11 protein-coding genes are annotated in these 12,869 nt (G+C 73.1%); 7 read left to right on the top strand and 4 right to left on the bottom strand.

Features of this window, described 5'->3' with window-relative positions:
• Nucleotides 1–36 precede the first annotated feature (36 nt).
• The 3 genes from BIV28_RS13305 (at nucleotide 37) to BIV28_RS13295 (ending at nucleotide 3,253) form a co-directional block, all read left to right on the top strand.
• Nucleotides 37–1,236 (top strand): acyl-CoA dehydrogenase family protein, encoded by a 1,200-nt coding sequence (locus BIV28_RS13305; RefSeq protein ID WP_076262590.1) that lies wholly within the window; start codon nucleotides 37–39, stop codon nucleotides 1,234–1,236.
• Between the two features lie 54 nt (nucleotides 1,237–1,290).
• Entirely contained in the window at nucleotides 1,291–1,914 is a 624-nt protein-coding gene (locus BIV28_RS13300) for a YflT domain-containing protein (RefSeq protein WP_242653005.1), read from the top strand.
• Nucleotides 1,915–1,999: 85 nt separating this feature from the next.
• A complete protein-coding gene (locus BIV28_RS13295; protein ID WP_207555976.1) occupies nucleotides 2,000–3,253 on the top strand; it encodes a hypothetical protein in 1,254 nt (417 codons plus the stop codon).
• A gap of 12 nt (nucleotides 3,254–3,265) precedes the next feature.
• Here the strand turns inward: BIV28_RS13295 and BIV28_RS13290 are convergent, their stop codons facing one another.
• The gene (locus BIV28_RS13290; protein ID WP_076262586.1) at nucleotides 3,266–4,807 is read right to left on the bottom strand and encodes an aminopeptidase P family protein; all 1,542 of its coding nucleotides are present in this window, start codon (nucleotides 4,805–4,807) and stop codon (nucleotides 3,266–3,268) included.
• Between the two features lie 146 nt (nucleotides 4,808–4,953).
• On the opposite strand from BIV28_RS13290, the gene BIV28_RS13285 reads away from it, so the two are divergent.
• The 3 genes from BIV28_RS13285 (at nucleotide 4,954) to BIV28_RS13275 (ending at nucleotide 8,364) form a co-directional block, all read left to right on the top strand.
• Entirely contained in the window at nucleotides 4,954–6,576 is a 1,623-nt protein-coding gene (locus BIV28_RS13285) for a threonine/serine exporter family protein (protein ID WP_242653003.1), read from the top strand.
• A 91-nt stretch (nucleotides 6,577–6,667) separates the two neighbouring features.
• Nucleotides 6,668–7,210 carry a MaoC family dehydratase gene (locus tag BIV28_RS13280; protein WP_076262584.1) on the top strand — a complete coding sequence of 181 codons (543 nt, stop codon included), beginning with the start codon at nucleotides 6,668–6,670 and terminating at the stop codon, nucleotides 7,208–7,210.
• Nucleotides 7,211–7,425: 215 nt separating this feature from the next.
• Complete coding sequence (locus tag BIV28_RS13275; RefSeq protein ID WP_076262582.1) at nucleotides 7,426–8,364, top strand: type IV toxin-antitoxin system AbiEi family antitoxin domain-containing protein; 939 nt, start codon at nucleotides 7,426–7,428, stop codon at nucleotides 8,362–8,364.
• Between the two features lie 156 nt (nucleotides 8,365–8,520).
• Here BIV28_RS13275 and BIV28_RS13270 read toward each other — a convergent pair whose 3' ends face one another.
• Both BIV28_RS13270 and BIV28_RS13265 read right to left on the bottom strand, forming a co-directional pair.
• Nucleotides 8,521–9,645 (bottom strand): hypothetical protein, encoded by a 1,125-nt coding sequence (locus BIV28_RS13270; protein WP_076262580.1) that lies wholly within the window; start codon nucleotides 9,643–9,645, stop codon nucleotides 8,521–8,523.
• Nucleotides 9,642–10,193, bottom strand: a complete 552-nt coding sequence (locus BIV28_RS13265) for a SigE family RNA polymerase sigma factor (protein ID WP_207555975.1) — start codon at nucleotides 10,191–10,193, stop codon at nucleotides 9,642–9,644. The genes BIV28_RS13270 and BIV28_RS13265 overlap by 4 nt, the downstream gene beginning before the upstream one ends.
• Before the next feature lie 251 nt (nucleotides 10,194–10,444).
• Here BIV28_RS13265 and BIV28_RS13260 point away from each other — a divergent pair, with 251 nt between their 5' ends.
• Nucleotides 10,445–11,320 carry a PHP domain-containing protein gene (locus BIV28_RS13260; RefSeq protein WP_076262578.1) on the top strand — a complete coding sequence of 292 codons (876 nt, stop codon included), beginning with the start codon at nucleotides 10,445–10,447 and terminating at the stop codon, nucleotides 11,318–11,320.
• A gap of 194 nt (nucleotides 11,321–11,514) precedes the next feature.
• On the opposite strand, the gene BIV28_RS13255 is transcribed toward BIV28_RS13260, so the two are convergent.
• The gene (locus tag BIV28_RS13255) at nucleotides 11,515–12,783 is read right to left on the bottom strand and encodes an acetyl-CoA C-acyltransferase (RefSeq protein WP_076262576.1); all 1,269 of its coding nucleotides are present in this window, start codon (nucleotides 12,781–12,783) and stop codon (nucleotides 11,515–11,517) included.
• Nucleotides 12,784–12,869: the final 86 nt, after the last annotated feature.

Raw genomic sequence — 12,869 nt, 5'->3', positions numbered from 1 at the left:
CCCGATGCAGCCCAGACGCAAGGTGGCGATCCGAGCATGTCCCGACTCCAGCAGACCGACGGCCTCACCGAGGAGCAGACCGAGCTGGTCAAGCTCGTGCGTGAGTTCGTCGACGAGCAGATCATCCCGGTCGCGACCGAGCTCGAGCACCGCGACGAGTACCCCACCGAGATCGTCGAGGGCATGAAGGAGATGGGGATCTTCGGGCTGATGATCCCGGAGGAGTACGGCGGCCTCGGCGAGTCGCTGCTCACCTACGCGCTGTGCGTCGAGGAGATCGCCCGCGGCTGGATGAGCGTCAGCGGGATCATCAACACCCACTTCATCGTCGCCTACATGCTGCTGCAGCACGGCACCGACGAGCAGAAGCAGCGCTACCTGCCCAAGATGGCGACCGGCGAGATCCGCGGGGCGTTCTCGATGAGCGAGCCCGGCTGCGGCAGCGACGTGTCCGCGATCAAGACGAAGGCTGTCAAGGGCGACGACGGCGACTGGACGATCAACGGCCAGAAGATGTGGCTCACCAATGGCGGGTCGGCCAACCTCGTGGCCGTCCTCGTCAAGACCGACACCGGCGCCGACTCGGTCTACAGGAACATGACGACCTTCCTCGTCGAGAAGGAGCCCGGCTTCGGCGAGACGGCCCAGGGCATCACGGTGCCCGGCAAGATCGAGAAGATGGGCTACAAGGGCGTCGACACCACCGAGCTGATCCTCGACGGCCACCGCACGACCGACGCCCAGATCCTCGGCGGCGAGCCCGGCAAGGGCTTCTACCAGATGATGGACGGGGTCGAGGTGGGCCGCGTCAACGTCGCCGCCCGCGGCTGCGGCGTCGCGCGTCGGGCCTTCGAGCTCGGCGTCTCCTACGCCCAGCAGCGAGAGACCTTCGGCAAGAAGATCGTCGACCACCAGGCGGTGCTCTTCCGCCTCGCCGACATGGCCGTCAAGGTCGAGGCCGCCCACGAGATGATGGTCAAGGCGGCTCGCACCAAGGACTCCGGCCAGCGCAACGACCTCGAGGCCGGCATGGCCAAGTACCTCGCGTCGGAGAACTGCGCCCAGGTCGTCGAGGACTCCTTCCGGATCCACGGCGGCTACGGCTACTCCAAGGAGTACGAGATCGAGCGGCTCTACCGCGAGGCGCCGATGCTGCTCATCGGCGAGGGCACCGCCGACATCCAGCGGATGATCATCGGGCGCCGCCTCGTCGAGGAGTACAAGCTCAAGGCCTGAGGTCGTGACCTCGGGGTGACCTGAGCGCCACGCCCGGGATGCGAGGATGGTGACATGAGCCTGCAACCGAAAGGTCCGGGGGGACGACCGGGATTCGCGACGCTCTCCCTCGACTACCCCATGTCGCTCGGCGTCTTCGAGAAGTACGAGGACGCCCAGAGGGCCGTGGACACCTTGTCCGACAAGGCGTTCCCGGTCGAGAACTGCCTCATCGTCGGCACCGAGCTCAAGCAGCTCGAGCGTGTCACGGCCCGCCTCACGTGGGGCCGGGTCGCCCTCGGTGGCCTCCTGTCGGGCATCTGGCTCGGCCTCTTCGTCGGCCTCATCCTCATGCTCTTCACCCAGACGTCCAACCCCCTCAACCTCCTGCTGCTCACGGTCGCCTACGGCGCCGCGTTCGGCCTCATCTGGTCGCTCGTCGGCTACTCGTTCACCCGTGGCGCGCGCGACTTCTCCTCGGTGAGCCAGGTCGTCGCCACGAAGTACGAGGTGTTCTGCGAGCACAAGTTCGCCCAGCAGGGCCGGGCGATCCTCACCGAGGCCGGCATCGTCGGCGTGACCCGCACGGCACCCGCCCCGACGCACGCCCCGGCTCCCGCCGCATCGCCCACCACCTCCGCGGGCACGACGCCGGACGACGCCCCGCGCACCGACCCGCCGGCCCCGCCGAGCGCCTGAGCGCCCGACGCGCCTGCTGCGTGCAACGGTTCGGCTCCGCGGCGTGTCACCACGGGTGAAGGTCCACCCGATGGAGGAGCTCCCGATGCCGACCCGCCCGTCCCGCAGCACCCTCGCCGACGCCGCCCGGACCCGGGTCGCGCGTCCGCTCGGACGCGCCCTCCTCGCCGGCGCGGTCCTCGCGGCCGGCTCGGCCCTGGCCGCGTGCGGCTCGACCCCGTCGACCGGCACGGGCGCCACGACGCCACCGGAGGCGACGGCGGGCCCGAACCGGCCCGTGACGGACCAGCCCGTCGACGCCGACGGCGCCCTCTCGTGCCCGAGGAGCCTCGCCTCGGCGGACGGCCTCACCGTGCCGCAGAAGCCCCAGGGCCTCGACGGCAACGCCCGACTGCTGCCCGAGCGCGACCCGGCCTCGCTCGTCGTCTGCGCCTACCCGACGATGACGGTCACCGCGGCGACGCCGCCCACGGCGCCCTACCGGCTGACCCAGCGCACCGTCGCCACGACCGAGCAGCGTCGACAGGTCGTCGACCTCTTCTCGTGGGCGCCGCGCTGGAACGGGCAGGAGAACGCCTGCACGATGATGGCCGGCGACGAGACCGCCTACCTCGTCGGCGTCCGCTACGACGACGCCGTCGTCTGGGTCGCCGCCAAGGCCGACGCCAACGCCTGCTCGCGGGCCACCAACGGCGACTTCGCGTCGGGCGCCCCGCTGGGCGTCCCGCTCCGGGCCCTCTTGGCGGCGACGCCCACCCCCGCCGGGGCGCGTTGCGACGCAAGGACGTTCGGGCGTCTGGGCGACGACCGCACGCTCGCACCGGACGGGGTGCCGCTCGTGACCGTCTGCCGCACCGCCGCGGACGGCAGCACGAAGCCCACCGAGCTCGACGCGTCGAACTCGGCGCAGGTCGTCGCGGCCCTGCGAGCCCTGCCGACGCGTCCGACGGCGCACACGTGCAACGGGTCGGGCGCCTCGACCGACCGGCGCTTCCACCTCGTGCTGACGTACCCCGAGGGGCCGGCCGTGCGCGTCGACGTCGACCCCGGGTGCGCGCCGCCCGTGCGGGGCGGGGGCGTCGAGTCGGCGCAGGAGGGCGACGTCGTCGACCTCGTCGAGCGGTGGAGCGCGCCGATCCCCGGCCCGGACCCGAACGGTGCGGTGTCGTCGACGGGCGGGGTCATCAGCCCGGAACGCCCCGTGGCGCCCGACGCGACGTCGGGCACCACGGGAGGGTCCAGCGGCTCGAGCGGCTCGAGCGGCTCGGGCGTCGCGCCGGGCAGCCCCGGCGTGCGCGTCGGGACGGCGACGCCGACCGACGTCCCGCTGACGCCCTGAGACGCGTGGGGCTCAGGCGGTGACGCCGCGCTCGGCCCACACGCGGGCGATCCAGGCCTCGACGTCGGCGCTGCTGCGCGGCATCGCGGCCGAGAGGTTCTCGCAGCCGTCCTCGGTGATGAGCACGTCGTCCTCGATGCGCACGCCGTTGCCGCGCAGCTCGGCCGGGACGAGCTCGTCGTCGGCCTTGAAGTAGAGGCCGGGCTCGACGGTGAGGATCATGCCCGGCTCGAGGACCGCGTCGTTGTACTCCTCGCGGGTGGCGAGGGCGCAGTCGTGGACGTCGATGCCGAGGTGGTGGCTCGTGCCGTGGACCATCCACCGCCGGTGGTACTGGCCGTGCTCGGCGTCGAGAGTGCCCTCGACGTCGACCCCCTCGGGCAGCAGGCCCCACTCGTGCAGGTGCTCGGCGATGACGCGGATCGCGGCGGCGTGGACGTCGCTGAACTTGTTGCCCGGCTTGCAGGCCGCGATGCCGGCCTCCTGCGCGGCGTACACGGCGTCGTAGATCTTGCGCTGCGCGTCGGTGAAGGTGCCGCTGACGGGCAGCGTGCGGGTGATGTCGGCGGTGAAGAGGGAGTCGACCTCGACACCGGCGTCGAGCAGGAGCAGGTCGCCCTCGGAGATGTCGCCGGTGTTCTTGATCCAGTGCAGCGTGTTGGCGTGGTCGCCGCTCGCGCAGATGGAGTCGTAGCCGACGCCGTTGCCGTGGTGGCGGGCGTGCAGGCCGAAGACGCCCTCGACCCAGCGCTCGCCGCGGCCGCGGCGGACCGCCTCGAGCAGGTCGGCGATGACGGCCTCGAAGCCCTGGTGGGTGCCCTCGACGGCCGAGCGCATCTGCTCGACCTCCCAGTCGTCCTTGACGAGGCGCAGCAGCGACAGGAAGTGGGCCAGGGCGTCGTCGGCCTCGCGCTCCTGCTCGGTGCGCGACTCGACCTCGGCGGCGTCCTGCGACTCGGCCGCTGCGGCACGGGCCTTGTCGACGCGCTCGGTGACCTCGGCGTCGGCGTCGCGCACGACGCGGACGGTGACCGAGCCGGCGTCCTTGGCCACGGCGTCGGCGAACTCGTCGATGTGGCGGGCCGTCAGGCCGAGCTCGGACTCGACGTCGGCGAGCGTCGGACGGGCGCCGACCCAGAACTCGCCGTAGCGCGAGTCGCCGAAGAACTCCTCGGTGTCGCGGTCGGCGAGCGGGCGGAAGTAGAGGACCGCCTCGTGCCCGGCGTCCTCGCCCTCGCCGGTCGGCTCGAGGACGAGCACGGCGTCGGGCTCGCGGTCGCTGCCGAGGCCCGTGAGGTGGGCGAAGGCGCTGTGCGGGCGGAAGACGTAGTCGCAGTCGTTGCTGCGCACCTTGAGGCCACCCGCGGGCACGACGAGGCGCTCGCCCGGGAAGGCGGCGCTCACGGACTGCCGCCGCTTGTCGGCCCAGTCGGCGGCCTCGGACCGGGGGGTCACCCCGGCGCTCCGCGGTGCCCAGCCGGAGGCGACGAAGGCCCGGAACTCGTCGGTCGTCGGGCGCTTGCGGCTCGGTGAGGTCTGCTGCTTCTCGCTCATCACCGGCTCATGGTGCCACGAACCGCCGCGCGTGCCGTAGCCGGTTTCCGGGCCCTCCCGCGGGCCGGCAGGGCGACCCGCAGCGGCCCGCGGCGCCCCCGGGGGGTCCCGCGTCCGCGTCGGCCCGGTGTCCTAGGGTCAGGGAGGTGGCGCGCACCGACCGACCGACCCGGCCGACGACCGCACGACGAGCCCTGCCCTCGCTCCGAGCGAGCACCCGGCGGGCCATGCGGCCGAGCGGCCCACCGACCGACGAGATCCCCATCTGGACCAGCCCGGACGGGGTCGACCGCGAGACCTCGCTCGCCGTCATCGACCTCGCGCTGCGGGCGGGTGTCGCGATGCTCTCGACCGGCGCCGCGGCGGCCGACGTCACGGCCACGGTGCTCATGCTCACCAGGGCCTATGGCCTCTCGGCCGTGCACGTCGACGTCACCTACACCTCGATCTCGGTGTCCTACCACCGCGGGCCGTACGCCGACCCGATCACGGTGCTGCGCATCGTCCGGTTCCGCGTGCAGGACTACACGCGTCTCGAGCGGCTGCGCGACCTCATCGTCGGGCTCGTCCAGGACCCCGTCACCGTCGACGAGGCCCGGGTGCGCTTCGACGCCGTCATCACCGCCCCGCACCCGTACCGGCGCTGGGTCGTCACCGTCGCGGGCGGGGTGCTCGCGGCGGGCGCGGCCGGCCTGCTCGGGGCCGGCTGGCTCATCATCCTGACGAGCTTCGTCACCGCGACGATCGCCGGCCGCGCCATCACCTGGCTCACCGGGGCCGGGGTCTCGGCCTTCTTCGCCCAGTGCGTCGGTGCGGCCATCCCGACCGCCGTGGCCACCCTCGTCGTCGTCGCGGGGTCCCTCGGCCTCGACCTCGCCCAACAGGTCTCGCCCTCGCTCGTCGTCGCCTCCGGCATCGTGCTGCTCCTGTCCGGGCTGTCGATCGTCGGCGCCGCCGAGGACGCGCTCGAGGGGTACTACGTCACGGCCGGGGCGCGCGCGTTCGAGGTCGTCGTCCTCTCGCTCGGCATCGCCGTCGGCATCTCGGTCGTCCTGGCCGTCGGCAAGCGCCTCGACTACCCGATCGCCATCACGTCCCAGACCCAGCTCATCGGCAACCTCACGATCCAGGTGCTCTGCGCGGCGATCATCTCGGTGTCGTTCGCGGTGTCGTCGTTCGCGACCGGGCGCGCGGTCGTCGTGGCCGCGCTCGCCGGCGCCCTCGGCTGGCTCGCCCTGGCGGGGGCCGAGGCTCTCGACTTCGGCGCGGTGGCCGCCTCGGCCATCGCCGCCCTGCTCACCGGTTTCGCGGCGCGGCTCGTGTCGAGGCGGCTCGGCGTCTCGGCGCTCGCCGTCACCACGGCCGCGATCGTGCCGCTGCTGCCGGGGCGGATGGCCTACGAGGGCATCTCCGCCATCGTCACCGACCCCGACGGCAACGGCCTCGCCACCGGGATCCCGACCCTGCTGCAGGCGTTCGGGCTCGGCCTGGGCCTGGCCGCCGGCGTCTCGCTCGGCACGTACTTCGCGGGGCTGCTCGAGGCCAAGAAGCAGGGCGTGCGCCCCCGGCCGGCCGCCGGAGCCACGCTGCCTTCCGACCCCGACCGCGACGCCGCGGCCAGCACCGCGCCGGTCCTGTCCGACACCGGTGAGCTGTCGGCCGTCCTCGACGAGGCCGCCGCGAGCGGCGACGCGTCGGCCCCCGGGGTGTCGGCCACGATGGGAGGCTCGGCCGCATCGTCGGCGTCGGTGAGCGATCCCACGGCGTGAGCAAGCCCACGGCGTCGGGCGGTGTCCCGACGCGTGGGGCTCGGGCAGGCTGGGGACCGTTGGCCGTCGGTGTCTGGCAGATGGAGGAACGATGCAGTTCGGGCGCAGCTACGAGGAGTTCGAGGTCGGTGCGGTGTACAAGCACTGGCCCGGCAAGACGGTCACCGAGTACGACGACCACCTCTTCTGCCTGCTGACGATGAACCACCACCCGCTGCACCTCGACACCCACTACGCGGGCGAGACGACGCAGTTCGGGCAGAACGTCGTCGTCGGCAACTACGTGTACTCGATCCTGCTCGGCATGTCGGTGGCCGACGTCTCCGGCAAGGCGATCGCCAACCTCGAGATCGAGTCGCTGCGCCACGTCGCGCCCACCTTCCACGGCGACACGCTCTACGGCGAGACGCGCGTGCTCGACAAGTGGGAGTCGACGAGCAAGGACGACCGCGGCGTCGTTCACGTCGAGACGATCGGCTACAAGCAGGACGGCACGGTCGTGTGCATCTTCCGCCGCAAGGTCATGGTGCCCAAGGAGAACTATCTCGAGGCCCGCGGTGGCGAGCAGCCCGGCCGGCCGACGCCGGTGCCCGACCGCAACTGGCCCGGCCCCGACGCGCCCGCCCGGGCCTGACCCCACCGCCCAGGCCGGCCCCTCCCGGCCGCCCCGTCCTCGGGTCGACCCCGCAACACACCGAGCAGTTGCCAACCTGAGCTGGAATAACCCGAACGGATTGGCAACTAGTCGGTGTGTCGCGGTCGTCCACAGCCCCGGGGGCCGCACGGCATCGTCCACAGGAGCAGTCCCTCGTCGCTGCGCGCGACGCTCCAGGGCCAGACCATCGGCGCATGGACTCCCGACTCCAGGCCCTCGCGGGCGAGCAGCACGGCGTCTTCTCGGCAGCAGAGGCAGCGCGCCGGGGCGTCGGACCCACCGGCCTGCGGGCGGCCGTCCGGGCGGGCGAGGTCATCAGGGTGCGGCGCGGTGCGTTCGTGGCGCGTGCGCCGTGGACCGACGCCGACCGCGACGAGCGCTACCGGCTGGCTGCCATGGCGGTGGCCCGCACTCGTCCCGGTGAGGCGCTGAGCCACCATGCGGCCCTCGCGCTGTACGGCCTGCCGCTCTGGCGGTATGACGCCGACCGCATCGATCTCTCGGGATCCGTCCGGCAGGCGGTGCGGCGTGAGGGGGTGACCCTGCACCCGCCAACCGTCGGGTCGACGTGTGAGCTGCTGGGGCTGCCGGCGGTGCCCGTCGCGACCGCCGTGGTCCGCGCCGCCCTGACGATGGGGCACGAGTGCGCGGTGGTGGCGGGCGACGCCGCCTGGCACCGAGGCCTGGTCGATCTTCCGGAGCTGCTGGACGCCGTGGCGAAGGTCTCGCCGCACGAAGGCCGGAGGCGAGCGCTCGCGGCGGTGCTGCGCATGGATGGCAAGGCGGAGTCGGTGGGGGAGTCGCGGACCCGGATGATCCTGCAGGACCTCGGCCTGTCCTTCGAGAGCCAGGTGGTCATCGCGGACGCCGAGGGGTTCGCCGCGCGTGTCGACTTCGTCGTGGAAGGCGTCGTCCTGGAGTTCGACGGCCGGGTCAAGTACCAGCGCGCTCGCGACGACCTGGATGGCGCCCCGGCCGATCCCGGTCAGGTCGTGTGGCTGGAGAAGCGCCGTGAGGACCGGGTGCGGCGCCTGGGTCATCCGTTCGAGCGGGTCATCTGGTCCGAGCTCGACCGCCCCGGGCTCATCGGCGCCCGGATCCGCGACGCCCGACCGGGTCGCCGCTCTGCCTGATGCGTCGCTCCGCCTGACGCGTCGCTCTGCGCACCAGCCGCGCAACACACCGAGTAGTTGCCAACCCGTTCGGGTTATTCCAGCTTGAGGTGGCAACTACTCGGTGTGTTGCGGGTGAACCAGGTGAAGTGGCGGGAGGGCTGGAGCCGCTGGCTTTCAGGAGGTTTGGGCGTCCCAGGTGGTCAGGGTCTGCGACTCGCCGCCGCCCCTGACCGTGACCGCGCCCTTGACGTCGGGGTTGGCCGACACCGCCACGAACGGCGTCCGGCCACCTACCGGCGTGCCGTAGACGACCGTGAAGGAGTCCCCGGGGTCGGTCGAGGTCAGCTCGACGGCACCGGATGTGACCCAGCCCACCGCGAGGTCGGGAGCCATCCCGGAGGCCGCCCTGCCGCGCGGTTCGACACCCACCTGGAGCGTGCCCGGGTCGGTCAGGGCCGAGGGGCCGCTGCGGTGTCCGAATCCGAACCGGTCGCCGTTGCGCCACAGCAGGACACTGAGCCGTGGGTTCACGGTCACGACGGCAGCGTCGACGCCGCCGGTCCGGTCGGGACGCAGGGCCGCGCCGTCGCCGAGCCAGGTCACCTGGGTGCCCGCGACCTTCGACCGGCCCCAGATGAGACCGATGACGTGTGTCGGGTCTGCCTTCTCGACGCGCTGGATGAAGAGGCTACCGACGATGCGGCCACTCGCCGGGTCGCTGAGGTTGCCACCGGCGCCATCACCCGTGAACGCGTCCGGTGCCGACACGAGCTGCGTCAACGCGACTCCCGACTGGACTCCTTGGTCACCCGTCAGGACGTAGCCGTAGACGACACCCTTCTGGCCGGACGCGTCCGGCATGAGGAAGCTGGCCTGACCGTCAGCCGTGACCGGACGGGTGCGCCTCACCGTCTTGAGCGTGGTGTTGCCCTCGGAGAGCGTCCAGGTCTCCGTGACCTGGCCCTTCGCACCGGGCTCGACCGCCACCTCGAACCCGGCCCCCTGCTTGATGCCGTCGGAGAACGTCGTGCCGTGCAGGCTCCCACTGCGCACGGCGGTGCTGGATCGGCTCGGGTCGTGGGCCGGTGGGAGGGGGCGGGTCTGGCCGGTGCCCAGCTGCACGGCGACCACGGCGACGATGGCAGCGGCCGCCGCGCCAGCGACCCCGCCGAGGACTCGGCGCCGCCGGACGACGCGGTGCCCCCGGTCGAGCACGAGCGCCGGGTCGAGGCGGAGGTCGGGCAGGCCGGCCGCGGCGTCGAGGGCGGCCCGCACGTCGGCGTCGGGTGTGGTGGTCATCGGGCGCTCCTCTCGGTCGCGGGCGCATCGGGGCTCGGTCGGGATGGAGCGGCGTCGGCGAGACCGGCGCGGAGCGCCGCCAGGCCACGAGAGCCGGCGCTCTTGACGGCGCCGACGGAGATGCCGAGGGCGTCGGCGGTCGCCTTCTCCGACAGGTCTGTGTAGTAGCGCAGCACGACGACGCGACGCTGCTGCTCAGGCAGGGTCGCGAGCAGACGCACGACGAGGTCGCGGTCGTCGGACCCGTGCATCGGGTCGGCCGGGCGGGCCGACGGCTCGGGGACCGTGTCGTGCGGCTGCTCGAGTCGCGTGGCTCGCCAGCGGTCGGTGCGGTGGTTGACGAGCACCCGGCGCGCGTAGGCCAGGCCCTCACCGTCGCGGACCCGACCCCAGGCCACGTACGTCTTGACGAGTGCGGCCTGGGTCAGCTCCTGGGCGTCGTGGGCATCACCCGTGAGCAGCCACGCGGTGCGCAGCAGCGAGGGTCCCGCCTGTTCCATGAACTGCGTGAACGCGGCGTCGCGTGCCGCATCCCTTCTGCTCACCATGCGCCCCTGTCGCGTCCATGCCCGGTGATACGGGCCGATCGCGCGAAAGGTTGCCATGCCCCGCCTTGCGGTCCGACCCTCCCGCCCCGCAACACACCGAGCTGTTGCCAACCCGTTCGGGTTATTCCGGTCCGACTTGGCGACTACTCGGTGTGTTGCGGGGTCAGGCACGGACGGCGGGGACGGTGGGTGGGGTGAGGACGGCGGGGTGTGGCGACCACGAGCACGGCCTCGCCCCTACGCTGGGGCCCGTGAGCACGGTCAGGGGAGGGGCGCCGGTCATCGACCTGCACGCCCACTCGACGGTCAGCGACGGCACCGAGACGCCGTCGCAGCTGCTCGCGTCCGCCTCCGCCGCAGGCGTCAACGTGCTCGCCATCACCGACCACGACACCGTCGGCGGCTGGGACGAGGCCGCGGCTGCGGCGGCCGAGCACGGCGTCGGGCTCGTCCGCGGCATCGAGGTGTCGTGCACGTGGCGGTACGCGTCGGTGCACCTCCTCGGCTACCTCACAGACCCGCACGACCCCGACCTCACGGCGGCCCTCGCGCGCGCCCGCGAGAGCCGTGCGACGCGCCTGCAGCGGATGGTCGACAAGATGGCCGCCGACGGCATCCCCGTGACCTACGACGAGGTGCTCGCCCAGGTCGCACCGGGCGCGACGCCGGGGCGTCCGCACATCGCCGACGCACTCATCGCGAGCGGCGTCATCGCGCACCGCGACGAGGCCTTCCGGGAGTGGCTCACCGACGACTCGCCGTACTACGTCGGGCACTGGTCTCCCGACCCGATCCAGGCCGTCGAGCTGGTCCGGGCCGCCGGCGGGTCGCCGGTCGTGGCGCACCCGTTCACGCGCACCCGCAGCGGCGGCCTGACCGACGACCTCCTCGAGCGGATGGCCGAGGCCGGGCTCGTCGGGCTCGAGGCCTTCCACCGCGACCACGGGCCCGAGGAAATCGCCCGGGCCACGGCGCTCGCCGACCGGCTGGGGCTCGTCGTCACCGGCTCGAGCGACTACCACGGCAGCGGCAAGCTCAACCGCCTCGGCGAGAACACGACGACCCCCGAGGCGCTCGCGGTGATCGAGGCCCGCAGCAGCGGCGTCACGCAGGTGCTTCGCCCGTAACCCGGATCAGACGCCGGCAGTTCCAGGAGTGGGCGTTTCCTCCAGGAGTGCGCACTCGCCCGAAAGGTGCGCGACGCGTCGTGCGCTGCTGAGGGAATGGCGCATCTCTGTCGCGAACGGGCACCCGACGCGTCGATCGGTGTGGCGCGACTGCGCCGGGGGTGAAGGCGGGTGAAAGCGCGACGGGCCGAGCGTCAGGCGTCGACGCGCTCGAGGAGCACCGCGGTGCCGAGGCCGGCCGCGCCGCTGACGGCCGCGACCCCGTAGCGTCCGCCTCGCCGTTCGAGGGCCTCGACGCACGCGCCCACGAGGATGGCACCGGTGGCGCCGAACGCGTGGCCCATCGCCATGGTGCCGCCGTCGGGGTTCATCCGTTCGGGTCCGGCGCCCAGGTCGCGCCGGAAGCGCAGGCACAGCGCCGAGAACGCCTCGGCGAACTCGAACACGTCGATGTCGCTGGGCCGCAGACCCGCTCGGGCCAGCACGTGCTCGACCGCGGCCTGTCCCGCCGTGAGCATGACCACCGGATCGACCGCCGTGGACGCTGCCGCGACGACGCGCGCCCGGGGCGCCACCCCGACCTGCTCCGCGGCCCGACGCGTGCCCAGCAGCAGGAGCGCCGCCGCGTCGGCGAGGGCGGGGGAGGAGCCGACCGTGTGCAGGTGCTCGATCCGGTCGAGCGGCGCCCGGTGGCCGGGCCCGCGCCCGTACGCCCCGAGCGCGACGGCGTCCTGCCCGTCGGCCCCCAGGCCCGCGAAGGCCGGTGGCAGGGCGGCGAGCGACTCGGCGCTCGTGCCCGGCCGGACGAGCTCGTCGTGGTCGAGGCCCGGGCCGCGGTCGTCGGCCGGGACCGGCACGAGGGAACGCGCGAACACACCGTCCGCGCGGGCCCGCGCGGCCTTCGTCTGGGTCTCGAGGCCGTACGCGTCGAGCTCCTCGCGCGTGAACCCCTCGAGCGTCGCGTTGAGGTCGGCGGCGATACCCATGTGCACCGAGCCGACCCGTCGCACGACCGCGGGGTCGGCGTAGAGCGGCCCGTGGTCGGAGAACATCGGCACCCGCGACACGCTCTCGACGCCACCGGCCACGGCGAGCGAGAGGTCGCCGGCGCGCACCCGCGCAGCGGTCTGGCCGACCGCGTCGATGCCGCTGGCGCAGAACCGGTTGATGGTCGCGCCGGGGACCGAGTCGCCCCACCCGGCAAGGAGGTTCGCGGTACGTGCGAGGTCGGCTCCCTGCTCGCCCGTCTGCGTGGCGCAGCCGAGGGTGACGTCCTCGACGCGTGACGGGTCGAGGCCGGTGCGGCGCACGACGGCGTCCTGGAGGTGAACGACGAGGTCGATGGCGGCGAGGCCGTGCAGCGACCCGCGGGCGCTGGCCCGGCCCCGTGGCGTCCGCACGAAATCCAGGACGAACGCGTCCGAACCGCCTGCGCCGGCCGCGTCGGGGGCTGTCGCCGTCACGCCGCCTCCTCGCGCGAGCCTGGGGATACTCCACGGGCCGGCCCGTCCCCTGCGCTCGAAAGCGGCCCCTGCCGCAAGCCGACCCG

Origin of the sequence: Intrasporangium flavum, from assembly GCF_001956915.1 — a bacterium.
Taxonomy (GTDB): Bacteria; Actinomycetota; Actinomycetes; order Actinomycetales; family Dermatophilaceae; genus Monashia; species Monashia flava.
The sequence above is the reverse complement of the archived record's forward strand: the minus strand, read 5'-3'. Positions and strand labels throughout refer to the sequence as shown.

Coding starts and splice junctions, on each gene's coding strand:
- BIV28_RS13280 (WP_076262584.1), top strand. CDS start 6,668: ATGCAGTTCGGGCGCAGCTACGAGGAGTTCGAGGTCGGTGCGGTGTAC.
- BIV28_RS13290 (WP_076262586.1), bottom strand. CDS start 4,807: ATGAGCGAGAAGCAGCAGACCTCACCGAGCCGCAAGCGCCCGACGACC.
- BIV28_RS13305 (WP_076262590.1), top strand. CDS start 37: ATGTCCCGACTCCAGCAGACCGACGGCCTCACCGAGGAGCAGACCGAG.
- BIV28_RS13300 (WP_242653005.1), top strand. CDS start 1,291: ATGAGCCTGCAACCGAAAGGTCCGGGGGGACGACCGGGATTCGCGACG.
- BIV28_RS13265 (WP_207555975.1), bottom strand. CDS start 10,193: ATGGTGAGCAGAAGGGATGCGGCACGCGACGCCGCGTTCACGCAGTTC.
- BIV28_RS13275 (WP_076262582.1), top strand. CDS start 7,426: ATGGACTCCCGACTCCAGGCCCTCGCGGGCGAGCAGCACGGCGTCTTC.
- BIV28_RS13270 (WP_076262580.1), bottom strand. CDS start 9,645: ATGACCACCACACCCGACGCCGACGTGCGGGCCGCCCTCGACGCCGCG.
- BIV28_RS13295 (WP_207555976.1), top strand. CDS start 2,000: ATGCCGACCCGCCCGTCCCGCAGCACCCTCGCCGACGCCGCCCGGACC.